We start from the raw sequence: 15,001 nt of genomic DNA on the forward strand, positions 1-15,001 counted from the left end.
AACATAAAACCTCCTTTTAAAGGAGGTTTGTATCTTCTATTCTTGAATGGCCGGAGTTTCAGCATCCTTTATAAGTCCAAACTTCAGTCTAACTAGCTTGTCGATTTCCTGATAAAGCCTTGGATTTTCTCGTATAAATTCCTTTGCATTTTCACGACCCTGACCTAGTTTTTCGTCATTATAGCTATACCATGAACCTGATTTTTGGATGATACCAGCCATCACTCCTGTGTCCAAAAGACTGCCTTCTCTGGAAATCCCCTGACCATACATTATGTCGAATTCAGCCTGTTTAAATGGCGGTGCTACTTTATTTTTTACAACCTTTACTCGGGTTCTGTTTCCGACAACCTCATCTCCTTGCTTGATAGAGTCGATCCTTCTAACATCAAGACGAACACTTGCATAGAATTTTAATGCTCTTCCTCCTGAGGTCGTCTCAGGATTCCCAAACATTACCCCTACCTTCTCCCTAAGTTGATTTATGAAAATACAAGTCGTATTAGATTTATTGATGGCTCCAGCTAGCTTCCTAAGGGCTTGTGACATAAGCCTGGCTTGTAGTCCGACATGTGAATCTCCCATTTCACCTTCTATCTCAGCTCTCGGGACAAGAGCTGCTACAGAGTCTATGACAACGACATCTATTGCGCTGCTCCTTACAAGTGCCTCTGTTATCTCGAGCGCCTGCTCACCGGTATCTGGTTGTGAGATGACCAGATTCTCAATATCGACCCCTAGTTTTTTTGCATACCCAGGATCAAGAGCATGTTCAGCATCTATGAAAGCTGCTATACCCCCATTTTTTTGTGCCTCAGCAATAACGTGCAGGGCTATGGTCGTCTTACCAGATGATTCAGGCCCGTATATCTCAATTATTCTTCCTCTTGGTACACCGCCAATACCCAATGCGATATCCAGATCAAGAGATCCTGTGGATATGTACTCCATGTTCATTTGAGTACCTTCTCCAAGCTTCATTATAGAGCCTTTTCCAAATTGCTTTTCGATTTGGCTTAATGCCAGGTCAAGAGCTTTCTTTCTTTCATTGATGTCTGCCATAATAATTCCAGTTAAACTGGATTCACCCCTTTCCGTTTCTCGAACATTAGTTCTATATGTTAATGTTACACTATTGACAACATCTAGTCAACGGATTATTCAAAAATTTGTGGAGATTAGCTAGTGCAAGACTCGCAGCCCTATCCTGTATAGCATTTCTGTCACCTGTAAAAATCCTCTCAAAAATCTCTACTTTAGTTTTGTCAGCTACACATATATACACAAGCCCTACCGGTTTCCCTTCGCCAGAGGAAGGTCCTGCAAAGCCTGTAGTAGAAACTGCGACGTCAACTCCCTCACGATTTAGTAGATTTCTAGCCATTTCCTCTGCTGTCTCAGGGCTCACAGCACCAAATTTCTCGAGCGTCTCTTTGCTTACATTGAGTTCTCTCACCTTGGATGCTTCAGAATATGCGATTATGCCAGAGACGAAATTCCTCGAGGCTCCTGGGATCCGTGTAATACGTCTTGAAATCTCGCCCCCAGTTACCGACTCTGCGACTGCCAGCATAAGATTATTTTCTTCAAGCCTCTTCAATACAGCTTCTTCAACTGTTATGTTGTCAAATCCATAGACAATATCTCCAAGTCGTTCGGTTATTCTTTTTAAAAGGATTTTTGAATTTCGCTCCAATTCTTCCTTGTCATTTCCCTTACCAACGATCTTTATTTCGACTGTACCAAGACTTGCATAGGTATTTACAGTAAACCCGGGAATATTGAAATCCATTTCTCTGAGGATCTCCTCCAGAGAAGATTCACCCATGCCTATAGTATTTATTGAGCGTATTGATATTTGAAGGTCGCCCTTGATCAATTGAGTAACATAGTCCTCAAACATCGGGATCATTTCTTGTGGTGGACCTGGAAGGAGTACTATTACTTTACCTTTATGTTTAATAAATATTCCAGGTGCAGTACCCTTTAGATTAGGAATGAATTCTGCTCCTTCAGGTTTCTTGGCTTGTTTAAGATTATTATTTGGCATTGGTCTGTTGGAGTAGGTAAAAATATTCTTGATCTGCTCCTCGATAGATATATCCGAAATCATTTCACGTCCCAACACATTGGCAACCGTCTCTTTAGTCAAGTCATCCTCAGTTGGCCCAAGTCCCCCGGTAAGGATGATCATATCTGCTCTGGCAACAGCGTTCGATAAAACGCAGGAGAGTCTTTCATGATCATCATCAACTGACGTGTGATAACAAACCTCAAAGCCCATCTCTGATAGACGCTTTGCGAGGTATACCGCATTCGTATTTACTATGCTTCCTAGAGTTATTTCCGTTCCTACGGCAATTATCTCAGTTATCATGCTTATCCACCTACCTGTCCCCTGAACTAAGAATGTGATGATTTTTTATAATGTAGTCAGCACCGGATATTATTGTCAGTATAAGTGCTAGATAGAGCATTATGATATCCATTGGGATCCTGAGATAACTGAAGGGCAGGTTATTCATCAGAAGCAGTATGATAGCTGAAAGCTGCGAAACCGTCTTAGCCTTTCCCCACTTGCTGGCTGCTATAGTTATCCCCTCAGATGCTGCAATTATTCTAAATCCGCTGATAGCAAACTCTCTGGCGATTATAACTATAACTATCCAGGCTGGTGCCTTCCCAGCGCCTACGAGGACTATTAGAGCAGCAGCTGCCAGCACCTTATCTGCAAGGGGATCTGCAAACTTTCCGAAATTGGTGATCAGATTTCTGCTCCTTGCTATATGGCCATCAAGTGCATCCGTCAATGAAGCTATTATAAATATAGCTGCTGCTAAATAGCTGTTGAAGGGTATATCAAGATAAAAGACAACAACAAATACAGGTACCAGCAAAACCCTTAAAAGGGTGATCTTATTGGCCAGATTCATCTCTAAGCTCCCCAATCAAATCATATTCTAAATATTCAACAGCCTCTGCCTTGACTATTTCTCCAAGTTCCAGCTCTCTGCTGCTCTTTACGTAAAATACCCCATCTATCTCCGGACTGTCCATATAGCTTCTTCCTACGTAAAGTCCCTCTTCAGCGAGCTCCTCGATCATTACATTATAAGTATTTCCTACTTTGCGGCTCATAAGCTCCTCTGATATTTTTAACTGAAGCTCCATGATCCTCTCCTTGCGTTGTTCTTTTATCTTTTCGTCTATCTGATCAGGTAATGAGAATGCGGGCGTGTTCTCTTCACGAGAGTATGCAAAGACTCCAAGCTTGTCAAATTTGATTTCTTCTACAAAATCACATAGCTCGTTGAAATCCTCATCTGTTTCACCTGGGAAGCCAACAATAAAGGTTGTTCTCAGAATCAATCCCGGTAACTTATCCCTCAGCCTTAATATTGTATCAGTGATTTCTCTTCTAGTTGTCTTTCTGTTCATAAGCTTAAGTATCCTGTCACTTGCATGCTGAAGAGGAATATCAAGATATTTGGCGACCTTAGCATTTCTTTTCATGCTATCGATCAGCTCTTCATTTATATTATCCGGATAAACGTAGAGTAGTCTAATAAGTTCTACTTCTTCGATAGAATTAAGTTTATCCAAAAGATATCCCAGCTTATACTCATTATAAATATCTATTCCATAATCAGACGTATTCTGTGCGATTAGAATTATCTCTCGAACACCTTTTTCTGCTAAATCGGAGACCTCCTCAACGATGTCTTCAAATTTTCTGCTCCTATGTCTACCACGAAGCTGTGGGATTATGCAGTAGGTACATAAATTGTCACAGCCTTCTGATATCCTTACGTATGCCACTGGACTTGTAACTTCTCTCTCAACTTTTTCGAGGTATTCCGAGTCAATATTATCCGTTGAAATAATTTTTTCACCCTTGTTTATTCTTTCAAGAACCATGTTGATGTTTTTAATATTCCCTGTTCCTATTACTGCATCTACTTCAGGGAGCTCATCTAAAAGCTCCTTGGAATAACGTTGAGCCATACAACCTGCTAAGATCAGTCCTTCACAGCTGCCTTCAGTTTTATACTGCGCCATAGATAAAATGGTATCTATTGACTCCTCTTTTGCTGCCTCTATGAATCCACAGGTATTTACGATTATGATATTTGCATCTTCTGGTCCATCAACATATTCAAAGACTTCTTTATCGAGTATTCCCTGCATCAGCTCTGAATCAACCTCATTCTTTGAGCATCCAAGAGTTACTATATTTACTTTCTTTCTACTCATCTGCACTCTCCCAATCTTCTAATTCTATTTCAGTAATCAGTACTTTTCTGGGCTTGCTTCCCTCATAGCCTCCGACTACCCCTCTTTCCTCCATATCATCGATAAGTCTAGCTGCTCTGGCATATCCTATCTTAAGCTTTCTTTGTAAAAGCGAAATCGATGCCACTCCCTCTGCAACCACAAGCTTAATAGCCTCTGGGAGAAGGTCATCCCCTTCATCGTAGCTTAACTGCTTTGAATTTTGAACTACATCCATAATATCTTCATCATAGTTGGACATATTTTGTTCCTGCAGGTATCCGACAACTCTCTCCACCTCGTTGTTCGAAATGAACGCACCTTGAAGTCTTACTGGTTTGGAGTAGCTTGATGGATAAAATAGCATATCTCCCTGTCCAAGAAGTTTTTCAGCTCCAGCCATATCGAGTATAGTTCGGGAGTCAACCTGTGAGGAAACAGCGAAACTGACTCTGGACGGTATGTTAGCTTTGATCGTTCCAGTGATTACATCTACAGATGGTCTCTGGGTAGCTACAATTAAATACATACCCGCAGCTCTGGCCATTTGGGCAAGACGGGCTATATAATCCTCTATCTCCTGGGCCGCAACCATCATTAGGTCTGCAAGCTCATCAATTATTATCAATATTTTAGGTAGTTTATCTCCATCGGTTGAATGCTTCTCATTATAGGATTGAATGTCTCTTACATTACTCTTTGCAAAGAGCTTATAACGTCTCTCCATCTCTCCAACTGCCCAGTTTAGGGCAAATGCAGACTTTTTGGCGTCAGTTACTACCGGTATTAGCAAATGTGGGATACCGTTGTATACGCTCAGCTCAACGACTTTTGGGTCTATCAGTAGCATTTTCAGATCCTCCGGAGAGCTTTTGTATAGTAGCCCCATAATTATTGAGTTGATACAAACGCTTTTTCCGGACCCAGTAGCTCCAGCTATCAAAAGATGAGGCATTTTATCTATGGTTGAAATTACAACATTTCCAGTTATATCTTTTCCCAGGACAAGTGGAATGTCCGACTTAGAATCCGCGAATTCCTTCGATTGGATCAGTTCCTTGAATAAAACCATATCCTTTGTTTTATTTGGAACCTCAATGCCTACTGCTGCCTTTCCAGGTATAGGAGCTTCTATCCTGATATCAGACGAAGCTAGGCTTAGAGATATATTATCCGATAGTGATACTATCCTGCTTAGCTTGATCCCGGGTGCTGGCGAAAGCTCATAGCAGGTAATTGTAGGTCCAACGTTGATGTGTGAGACTGTTGCCTCGATACCGAAGTTTCTCATGGTTTCTTCGATTATTCTTGCATTATTGAGGATATCTTTCCTGTTGTTTCCTTCAGCCTTTGCTGTTGGTGACTGAAGCAAGCTTATAGGTGGAGTCTTGTAGTATATCTTAACAGCTTTTTCGTTTTTTACCTTGATTTCCGAGTCTATAGTCTGAGCTTCCTTAACTAGTTGTTCCCTTGGTATTTTAGGTAATGATTCCTTCTTTTCTTTTTCAACGACCTCTGAGTGCTGTTGGCTTTTGGTGTAATCGCTGATTCTTATTACCTCGGCCTTTTCCTCAAGAAATCGCTCCGGATTTGCAGGAGCTTGCCTTCTCGATTCAATCTCCTTGACCGGCTCAACAGGCTTTATGACCCTTATGCTTCTGGCTTTCTTTAACGCTTCCTTTACAGTAAGATTTGTGATTATCAGTAAGCTAGCTGTTATTGAAAAGGCTAGAACGACATAAGTTCCGACTGAACCAAAAAGTTTATAGAAAAAAAATCCGAAGAAGCTCCCTAAAATTCCTCCGCCTCTATTGGCACGAGACAGCTCCAGTCCTGATTTTATCCTTTCAATCAAGCTTGAAGAATCCATGTTTATTCCGTCCAAAACGATGAGAAAGCTTAAGTATATAATTATCAAGGCAATAAGTATCCTAAGTTGGATCCTGTCAAATCTTTCCAACAATAGTATTATTCCCGAACCAATTATGAAAAGTGGCAGGAAATAACCTCCAAAGCCCATCAAAGAAAAGGTAGTACCATTTATTATTTCACCTATAATTCCCATTCTTGTACTGAACAGGCTAAACAGCATGACCACCCCTACTCCTATGACGAGTATACCTATTATGTCCAAGCCAAGCTTGTCCACTGCCGGTTTCTTTATTTTCGTGTTATTATCCTTGGGTTTTGCTTTTTTCCCCATTACGTCACCTCTAATTGTTTACAAATCCCATAACGATAGTCAGTGTTCCAAGAGCCCACAGATAGTATGAGAAATATTTGAGCTTATTATTGTTTAAGAGCTTTATCAGTGCTTTAATTGCAAATAAGCCAGTAATAGCTGAGAGGATTACACCAAGAACCAGTGGTCCGTTTATAAAAGCCTCTCCTCCTTTAACTACGTCCTTCATCCCTAATAGGAATGCTCCAAATGTTGCAGGCAAAGCAAGCAGAAACGAAAATTCAGTTGCTACTGGCTTTTTCAATCCTCTGAAAAGTCCGCCTACAATAGTTGAACCAGATCTGGATATCCCCGGGATGATCGCAATTCCCTGAAAAATCCCTATGAGAATTGCATCGATCAATTTTACATCTTTTACATCCTTGCCTTCGTTTCCTCTTTTTTCTGCGATCCATAAAAGAAAACCTGTTACAATAAATGCAATACCTATTGGTATTATCGAAGTGTAAAGGGATTCAAAAAAATCCTTGAAGGTCAAGCCTATTACTGCAGTAGGGATCGAGCCGATAATGATAAGCAACCCAAACCACTGGTGCTTTGTCAGTTTACCGATTCTTTTCCTTTTCATTATCGATCCAATCAGCATTATAAACTCATAAATTATTCTAGCAATGTCCTTGAAATAAACAATGAATATTGATATCAAAGTGCCAAAATGTAGCATCTCAGTGAAAAAGAGATTACCCTCCTTTATATCGAACAGATATTGCAATAATGCAAGATGACCAGAGCTGCTAATGGGCAAAAACTCTGCCACTCCCTGAAATATTCCCATAACTATAGCTTCAAACCAACTCAATTTCTGTATCCTCCCAACGTTTGTTAATTTCAATTATATCACAGTATTAGAACTTTACTCGTATTACACAACAATGGATAAACATCTATAGACCTGTATGGCCGAATCCATTATTTCCTCTCTCAGTATCATTAAGCTCTTCTACTAATTGAAAATCGATCTTTTCATATTTACAGAGCACCATTTGAGCAATTCTATCGCCGTGTTTTATCTCAAAGGGTTCTGTGCCAAGGTTTATAAGTATGACCTTTATCTCTCCTCGGTAATCACTATCAATGGTTCCAATACCGTTTGCAAGGGATATACCACTGTTTATTGCAAGACCGCTCCTTCCCCTTATTTGAGCCTCATACCCCTCAGGTATCTCAACAAATAATCCAGTGGGGACCAGGTATCTCTCAAGCGGCTTCAGGAGAACAGGCTCGCTTAAATTTGCCATGAGATCTACTCCCGATGCACCTTGCGTTTTATACTCAGGCAAATGTAGACTTCCCTTATTGACAATTTTTACTTTCATTGGATCATCTCTCCTTCAAATAAAATTGAAGCTAGCTGTTTCTCAAAAGCAACTTTATTTTTAACATTACCTACATAGGATACATTTAAGTGCTTCCAGTCGATATACTTATTGATAACTCTGATGACTGAATCCATATCGACTTCGTTTATATGCTTCATAACATCCTCTGGAGTCTCTATTTTTTTGTCGTGGAGAAGGCACTTGCCCATTTCATACATTTTATTAAAAGAGCTCTCAAGACTCAATATATAGCTTCCTTTCAAGTGCTCCTTTGATTTATTTAGCTCGACTTCACTGATATACTCTGTTTTTATTTTATCCAATTCAATTCTTATTAGTTTTGCGACTCTATATACTTGATCGCTGTTAAGAGCTAAGTATATAGATAGCATCCCTGCACCATTATATGAGGTAATAGACGATTCTATATTATAAACAAGTCCCAGGTTCTCTCTTATTTCCTGAAACAGTCTTGAGCTCATTGTTCCGCCTAGTATGTTATTTACAACCATCAAGGGGAATATATCGTCTGAATAAGTTGAGGGTCCAGTAAAGCCAAGGCAAATATTCATTTGTTCAATATCCTTGACAAACCCGTCAAGCTTTAATGAGGGAGCGTAGTCATAAGAAGGTGTAACTGGGCTATTTTTAGGAGAAAGATCAGCATTGAAGCTACCAAATCTCTCATTCAGCAAGTTATGAGCTTCTTCTTCATCAAGGTTTCCAGCTGCTGCGATTACCATTCTTTTTGGATCGTACTTTTCAAAAAAATAATTCAAGATCTGATCCTTTGTGAAGGATTTTACAGTTTTCTCAGTTCCAAGTATCGGCATTGCCAAGCTCATCTTGTCATAAAGAAGCTCATTTAGGAGCTCGAATGCGAGATCCTCTGGAAAGTCCTGGTACATGTTTATTTCTTCGATTATTACACCCTTTTCCTTTTCTATTTCATTTTCATCGAAGGTGGAGTTGATCAGCATATCACTTAGTACATCAACAGCAATTGGCAGGTGATCACTAAGCACCTTTGCATAATAGCATGTGTGTTCTTTGCTAGTGAAGGCATTGATCTGTCCACCTATATCATCTATTGCTTCAGCGATCTGTCTTGCGCTGCGGTTCTTGGTTCCCTTAAACAGCATATGCTCAATAAAATGAGACACACCATTATTATTTTTATCTTCATAAAAAGATCCGCTTTCTATGATAATGCCTAGAGTAATCGAATTTAAGTAAGGCACTCTTTGCATTATGGTTCTTATTCCGTTGTCCAAAGTTCTGATATTAAACATCTTTTCCTCCGAAAAATTAGTCTATAACACTATTTTAACAGTTTAGTGGCTGGTTTTAAACAGAAATAAACATGAACCGAATCGGTTCATGTCTTATCTCTACTTATCTTCAGTATTTTCCTTTGGAGGTTCATCTTTCAGAAGAACTTTCCTTGAAAGGTTTATTCTTCCCTGACTATCGATCTCCATTACTTTAACGGTGATCTCATCGCCAACCTTGACTACGTCCTCCACTTTATTTACTCTTTCCTTTGCCAGCTGCGAAATGTGAACAAGTCCTTCCTTGCCATTCAGCACCTCAACAAAAGCTCCAAAGTTCATAATCTTGGTGACCTTACCTGTGTATATCTCACCAGCTTCAACTTCTTTGACTATATCCATTATCATCTGGATTGCTTTCTTAGCTCCCTCTCCGTCATTGGATACTATAGCAACTCTTCCGTCGTCTTCTATGTCTATCTTGACGCCGGTCTCATCTATGATCCTGTTGATTACCTTTCCTCCAGGGCCTATAATGTCTCTAATCTTATCAGGATTGATCTGTAGTGTGTGGATTCTTGGAGCGTATGGAGATAGCTCAGTCCTAGGGGTCTTGATCGTTTCTTCCATTTTATCGAGGATGTACAACCTTCCTATCCTGGCTTTTTCAAGAGCTTCCTTAAGGATTGGTTCATCTATCCCAGATATTTTGATGTCCATTTGGATTGCAGTTATGCCACCTCTTGTACCTGCTACCTTGAAGTCCATGTCTCCTAGATGGTCCTCCAGGCCTTGAATGTCGGTTAGAATGGCTACCTTATCCTCATTCTTTATTAGGCCCATTGCTATTCCAGCTACTGGTGCTTTTATTGGTACTCCGGCATCCATTAGTGCCAAGGTACTTCCACAAACACTGGCTTGAGAAGTTGAACCATTAGAGCTCAACACCTCTGAAACTAGTCTTAGAGTATAAGGGAACTCGCTTTCCGGAGGGATTACTGGCTCAAGGGCTCTTTCAGCAAGTGCCCCGTGCCCAATTTCTCTTCTACCAGGACCCCTCATTGGTCTTGTTTCCCCCACCGAAAATGCAGGGAAGTTGTAGTGATGCATATATCTTTTTGACTCCTCTTCGCCAAGACCGTCAATTATCTGAACGTCTCCTGAAGCTCCGAGTGTTGCTATTGTAAGGACTTGTGTCTGTCCTCTATTGAAAAGGCCAGACCCATGGGTTCTTGGTAGCAGCCCAATCTCCGAACTGATTGGTCTAATCTCATCCAGACCTCTGTTGTCGGGTCTCTTGCCTTCTTCGGTAATTAGCTTTCTAACCTGTTCCTTAATTATCTTATCAAGTACATCAGCAATATCCTTCTGCTTGTCAGGGAATATTTCAAGCAATGCTTCAGTAGTTTCTTCCTCAACAGCAGTAACCTTATTGTCTCTCTGAGCTTTATCAACAGTATTCAATGCCTCAGCCAGCTTTGCGGTTGAAAGCTCTCTTACCTTTGATTCAACCTCTGCATCCGGATTGAAAAGCTGATAATGCACCTTCTCCTTGCCACATTCTGCGACGATTTCATCAATAAAGTGGCAAATCCTCTTTATTTCCTCATGTCCTGTCAGTATGGCTTTAAGCATTGTTTCCTCAGTTATGAACTGAGCACCTGCTTCAACCATCATGATAGCATCCTTGGTGCCTGAGACGACCAAATGTAGGTCTGATTTCTCCCTTTGCTCGCTGTTTGGGTTGATAACTATTTCTCCTTCGATTATTCCAACCAAAACTGAGCCCGTGGGCCCCTGGAAAGGAATATCTGATATCGACAATGCTATAGATGATCCTATCATTGCTACAATTTCAGGGCTAGTGTCCTGGTCTACGCTCATTACCGTAGCAACTACCTGAACGTCATTTCTGAATCCATCAGGGAACAATGGTCTTATAGGTCTGTCTATTAAACGTGAAGACAAGATCGCCTTTTCGCTTGGTCTTCCTTCTCGTTTGATGAATCCTCCTGGGATCTTTCCAACAGCATAGAGCTTCTCTTCATAATCACAGCTTAATGGAAAGAAGTCAATACCTTCTCTTGGTTTTTTTGACTGCGTTGCCGTAACTACAGTAACTGTATCTCCATACTGGACCATACAAGCACCACTGGCTTGTTCAGCGAGTTTCCCGATCGTTACTGTCAATTCCTTTCCGGCAAGCATATAATGGAATTTTTTCTCCATAAAATACCTCCTTTTGATTTCTATATGTCAATGTATTTGTGTCAATATTGTTGGAAGCCTGCTTTGGCAACCTTATCATAATAAACTAATAGAGCGGGATAACCCGCTCTAATTAACCTCTGATACCTAACTTCTCAATTAATGAACGATATCTCTCAATATCTTTGTTCTGCAAGTATCTAAGAAGATTTCTTCTTTGACCTACCATTTTTAGAAGACCTCTTCTTGAGTGATGATCTTTCTTGTGGGACTGCAAATGCTCATTGACTGAGTTGATTCTGTGTGTCAGCAGAGCTATTTGAACCTCTGGAGAACCAGTGTCCCCTTCATGCATTTTATACTGCTCGATGATTTGATCTTTTTCGATCTTGTTTAACATTTTACTGCACCTCCAAAATTATTTATCCACCGATTGCCGCGCACTCGTCGAGGTACGAAAAGCTCAGCAACGGTACTCCTTAACACAGAAATTATATCATAACTCATATCAGTTGTAAATTGGATTTTGATCTGATATAAGCTATATCCTCCTCCATTTTGAGTTTAAGATCCTCTGTATTGTCAAATTTTATTTCAGGTCTTATATATTCCATGAAGAATACTTCTATTTCCAGCCCATAGATCGATTGATCAAAATCGAGGATATATGTCTCCACCTTTAACTCATGTTCGCTGAAGGTTGGATTTGTTCCAACATTTGTAGCACTAGGGTAATATCTGCCGTTGACCCGGGTAATCGTTCTATATACACCCTTCCTTGGTACTACATACTTACCGGCAGGTCTCATGTTGGCAGTTGGAACACCGAGGCGCTTCCCAAGACCTTTTCCGTTTACTACCTCTCCCACTATGCCAAAAGGTCTGCCAAGAAGTCTGTTGGCATCCTTGATGTTGCCCTCGGAGAGCAAATGCCTTATTAATGTACTGCTTACTATTTCTTCCTTATAATAGACAGGCTCAACTACCCTGACCTGCATTCCCAGTCTCTTGCCTATATCCTTTAGCATGCCCACATTACCCGAGGCCTTGTGACCAAACCGGTAGTCAGTCCCAACAACGACTAGAGAGCAGCTTAGCTTGTTTATCAATATCTCCTTCACAAAGTCCTCAGGTGAAAGGGTCATGATGTGTTCATCAAACCTCATGGTGTAAAGATTACGTACACCTAGTTTTTCTAAAAATTCATTTTTTTGAGAATTCGTGCTTAAAAGCCTGGGTCCATTGCCATATACAAAAGACTTGGTGTGATTCTCAAAAATTAGCATGGAAGGAAGTAGTTCCTTTTCCTTTGCCTGCTCCAGCATGGTTTCGATCAGCTTTTGATGTCCTATATGGACTCCATCGAAGTTTCCAAGTGCAATAGCAGTATTGTACCTGGTTTCATTAGTATTGTCCACATTGATTATTTTCATAGTAGTCACCTTGTAAGCACCTTCTCCATTTTCAAGGACAAATCGCTCCCATCTTCCGAGAGTATTCCTATTCCAACAAATCTACTACCCGAATACACTCTCAATGGAGTGTTCCTGGGGTAATCGTTATATATTGCACCTAGTCTCGTTGAAAGACCATTTACTAGTTTTTCGTACCTGTCGACATTAAGCTCTACAGCTTGCAGGTGTGATAATGCCTTATCCATTGGAGTTATAATTTTTTCTAATTCATCTTTATTGAAATTCTTTAGAGTATCCATACACAGTGAATTATTGATTAAAAACCCTCCTACTTGAGTTCTCAATAGAAAACTCATATGACCAAAAGTACCTAAAGCATCGCCTATATCATCACATATAGTTCTAATATACGTCCCCTTTGAACACTTGGTCCTGAAGATGATCCTTTGGTTTTCAAGAATTTTAAGGATCTCCATTTCATATATCTCAACTTCCCTTGCCTGTCTATCCAATACGATTCCCTGTCTGGCTAGCTCATATAGCTTCTTCCCCTCTACTTTCCTTGCAGAGTACATTGGAGGAAGCTGGTTGATTTTACCCTTATAGTTATTAAATGCTTTGGTGATTTCAGGTTCTCCAGCCAGTAGAGATGATGAGTTCAAGATAGATCCAGTTGAATCCAGGGTATCTGTCTTTGATCCTAAGGTTAATTCCCCGATGTATTCCTTACGGCTGTCGGTCAGGTACTCTGCTATTCTAGTACCCTTACCAATGCAAATTGGAAGTACTCCTGAGGCCATTGGATCAAGGGTTCCGGTGTGTCCGATTTTTTTGATCCCTAATAATCTCCTGAAAAAATATACTGCATCATGAGATGACATTCCTGTAGGTTTAAAGAAATTAACAACTCCGTCCAAATGATCACCTATCATTCTATGTGTCTTTTGATTTCTTCTGATATCTGTGCTGCAGCTTCCTCCAAGGTTCCTGATATAATACATCCTGAGGCTCGGTTATGGCCGCCGCCGCCAAATGCACCGCAAATTTCATTGGCATCGACCGGATCCTTAGTCCTGACACTTGCCTTTATCTGGTTTTCATCCAATTCCTTTAAAATACATGCCGCTTCGACTGATTCTGTATCTCTTAGAAATTCAACTATTCCCTCAGTATCCTCCATTGTAGAACCAGTTTCCTCGAGCATTTTCCTGGAAATCTTTACAACAGCTGCTCTACCCTCAAACATTAACTCCATTTCTGCCATCGCTCTGGAAAACAATCTTGTACGGTTGAGACTTCTTGTCTGGTATAGTTTCTTATTTATTTCATAACCATTGATCCCGATGTCATATAGGCTTGCGGCTGTCCTATGGGTATTGGCAGTAACGCTTTGATATGAAAATCTACCGGTATCGGTAGTGATAGCTGTATAAATGCAAGTAGCAATTTCCTCATTTACCGGCAGCTTAAGCTCCTGAATAATATCGAAAACAAGCTCCCCTGTAGATGATGCTTTTGGGTCTACGAGCTTGATATCTCCAAACATTGTATTGCTTATATGGTGGTCTATATTTACGACGATTTTGGCATCATCAATTAGTCTTTGGTTCTCGCCAAGTCTGGTTGGATCACTGCAATCCAGAATGATCAGTAAGTCCAGACCATCAATTATTGTTCCGTACCCTGAAAGTTTTTCGATTCCCGGGAGGAATTTATAGTCCTCGGGAACTATATCAGCTCTTATGAAAGCAACTTCCTTTCCTAATTGGACAAGAGACATACCCAAGCCCAATAATGAGCCTAGGTTGTCTCCGTCGGGATTGATATGAGAAACAACTGCTATTGAATCGCTATTTTCAATTGCGTTTAATAACTCATATTTTTCACTGTTCATCATGACCAGCTTCTCTTTCGTGTATATCTTTATTGACCTCATCAATCAACTTGGACATATGGATAGCTTGCTCTATGGTCTCATCCAGATAAAACAATGGTTCAGGGACATGCCTGAGATCTATCCGCCTGCCAATTTCTTTTCTGATAAAACCCTTGGCACTTTCAAGCCCTTTTATTGTATTGGCTTTTTCCTCTTCGTTGCCTAAAACAGATATATATATCTTTGCAAACTTAAGATCCTTTGTGACATTCACTTTATTTACACTGGGCATTCCGCTGATCCTGGGGTCTTTAATCTCACTTAGCAAAAGATCTGAAACGACCCTTCTAACTTCCTCTGATATCCTATTGATCCTTTTGTCGTTCATTTATAACACC

At 40.4% G+C, this 15,001-nt stretch carries 14 protein-coding genes; all 14 read right to left on the reverse strand.

The genetic code is table 11. The features are described from left to right. Positions 1-36: 36 nt before the first annotated feature. The 14 genes from recA to rbfA all read right to left on the reverse strand — a co-directional run bounded on the left by recA (position 37) and on the right by rbfA (position 14,991). A complete protein-coding gene (gene recA, locus AC4PHB_RS04250) occupies positions 37-1,062 on the reverse strand; it encodes a recombinase RecA (RefSeq protein ID WP_492137401.1) in 1,026 nt (341 codons plus the stop codon). Positions 1,063-1,132: 70 nt separating this feature from the next. Then, positions 1,133-2,377, reverse strand: a complete 1,245-nt coding sequence (locus AC4PHB_RS04255; protein ID WP_492137402.1) for a competence/damage-inducible protein A — start codon at positions 2,375-2,377, stop codon at positions 1,133-1,135. Positions 2,378-2,387: 10 nt separating this feature from the next. Beyond that, positions 2,388-2,933, reverse strand: coding sequence for a CDP-diacylglycerol--glycerol-3-phosphate 3-phosphatidyltransferase (pgsA, locus tag AC4PHB_RS04260; RefSeq protein WP_492137403.1), 546 nt, complete (start codon positions 2,931-2,933; stop codon positions 2,388-2,390). Next, on the reverse strand, positions 2,917-4,254 hold the full coding sequence (rimO, locus tag AC4PHB_RS04265) for a 30S ribosomal protein S12 methylthiotransferase RimO (RefSeq protein WP_492137404.1): 1,338 nt from the start codon (positions 4,252-4,254) through the stop codon (positions 2,917-2,919). The genes pgsA and rimO overlap by 17 nt, the downstream gene beginning before the upstream one ends. Continuing rightward, positions 4,247-6,475 (reverse strand): DNA translocase FtsK 4TM domain-containing protein, encoded by a 2,229-nt coding sequence (locus AC4PHB_RS04270; protein ID WP_492137405.1) that lies wholly within the window; start codon positions 6,473-6,475, stop codon positions 4,247-4,249. Before AC4PHB_RS04270 ends, rimO begins: the two co-directional genes overlap by 8 nt. A 10-nt stretch (positions 6,476-6,485) precedes the next feature. Next, positions 6,486-7,313, reverse strand: coding sequence for an undecaprenyl-diphosphate phosphatase (locus AC4PHB_RS04275; protein WP_492137406.1), 828 nt, complete (start codon positions 7,311-7,313; stop codon positions 6,486-6,488). Positions 7,314-7,398: 85 nt separating this feature from the next. After that, positions 7,399-7,830, reverse strand: coding sequence for a dUTP diphosphatase (gene dut, locus AC4PHB_RS04280; RefSeq protein ID WP_492137407.1), 432 nt, complete (start codon positions 7,828-7,830; stop codon positions 7,399-7,401). After that, positions 7,827-9,125 (reverse strand): M16 family metallopeptidase, encoded by a 1,299-nt coding sequence (locus AC4PHB_RS04285; protein WP_492137408.1) that lies wholly within the window; start codon positions 9,123-9,125, stop codon positions 7,827-7,829. The genes dut and AC4PHB_RS04285 overlap by 4 nt, the downstream gene beginning before the upstream one ends. A gap of 99 nt (positions 9,126-9,224) precedes the next feature. After that, positions 9,225-11,333, reverse strand: a complete 2,109-nt coding sequence (locus tag AC4PHB_RS04290; protein WP_492137409.1) for a polyribonucleotide nucleotidyltransferase — start codon at positions 11,331-11,333, stop codon at positions 9,225-9,227. A gap of 112 nt (positions 11,334-11,445) precedes the next feature. Further along, positions 11,446-11,712 carry a 30S ribosomal protein S15 gene (rpsO, locus tag AC4PHB_RS04295; RefSeq protein WP_333687005.1) on the reverse strand — a complete coding sequence of 89 codons (267 nt, stop codon included), beginning with the start codon at positions 11,710-11,712 and terminating at the stop codon, positions 11,446-11,448. A gap of 103 nt (positions 11,713-11,815) precedes the next feature. Further along, complete coding sequence (locus tag AC4PHB_RS04300; protein ID WP_492137410.1) at positions 11,816-12,745, reverse strand: bifunctional riboflavin kinase/FAD synthetase; 930 nt, start codon at positions 12,743-12,745, stop codon at positions 11,816-11,818. A gap of 5 nt (positions 12,746-12,750) precedes the next feature. Then, positions 12,751-13,728 (reverse strand): tRNA pseudouridine(55) synthase TruB, encoded by a 978-nt coding sequence (truB, locus tag AC4PHB_RS04305; protein WP_492137411.1) that lies wholly within the window; start codon positions 13,726-13,728, stop codon positions 12,751-12,753. Further along, the gene (locus AC4PHB_RS04310; protein ID WP_492137412.1) at positions 13,656-14,624 is read right to left on the reverse strand and encodes a DHH family phosphoesterase; all 969 of its coding nucleotides are present in this window, start codon (positions 14,622-14,624) and stop codon (positions 13,656-13,658) included. The genes truB and AC4PHB_RS04310 overlap by 73 nt, the downstream gene beginning before the upstream one ends. Continuing rightward, positions 14,611-14,991, reverse strand: a complete 381-nt coding sequence (gene rbfA, locus AC4PHB_RS04315) for a 30S ribosome-binding factor RbfA (RefSeq protein WP_492137413.1) — start codon at positions 14,989-14,991, stop codon at positions 14,611-14,613. Before rbfA ends, AC4PHB_RS04310 begins: the two co-directional genes overlap by 14 nt. Positions 14,992-15,001 lie beyond the last annotated feature (10 nt).

This window comes from Gudongella sp. QWL-04 (genome assembly GCF_058683975.1).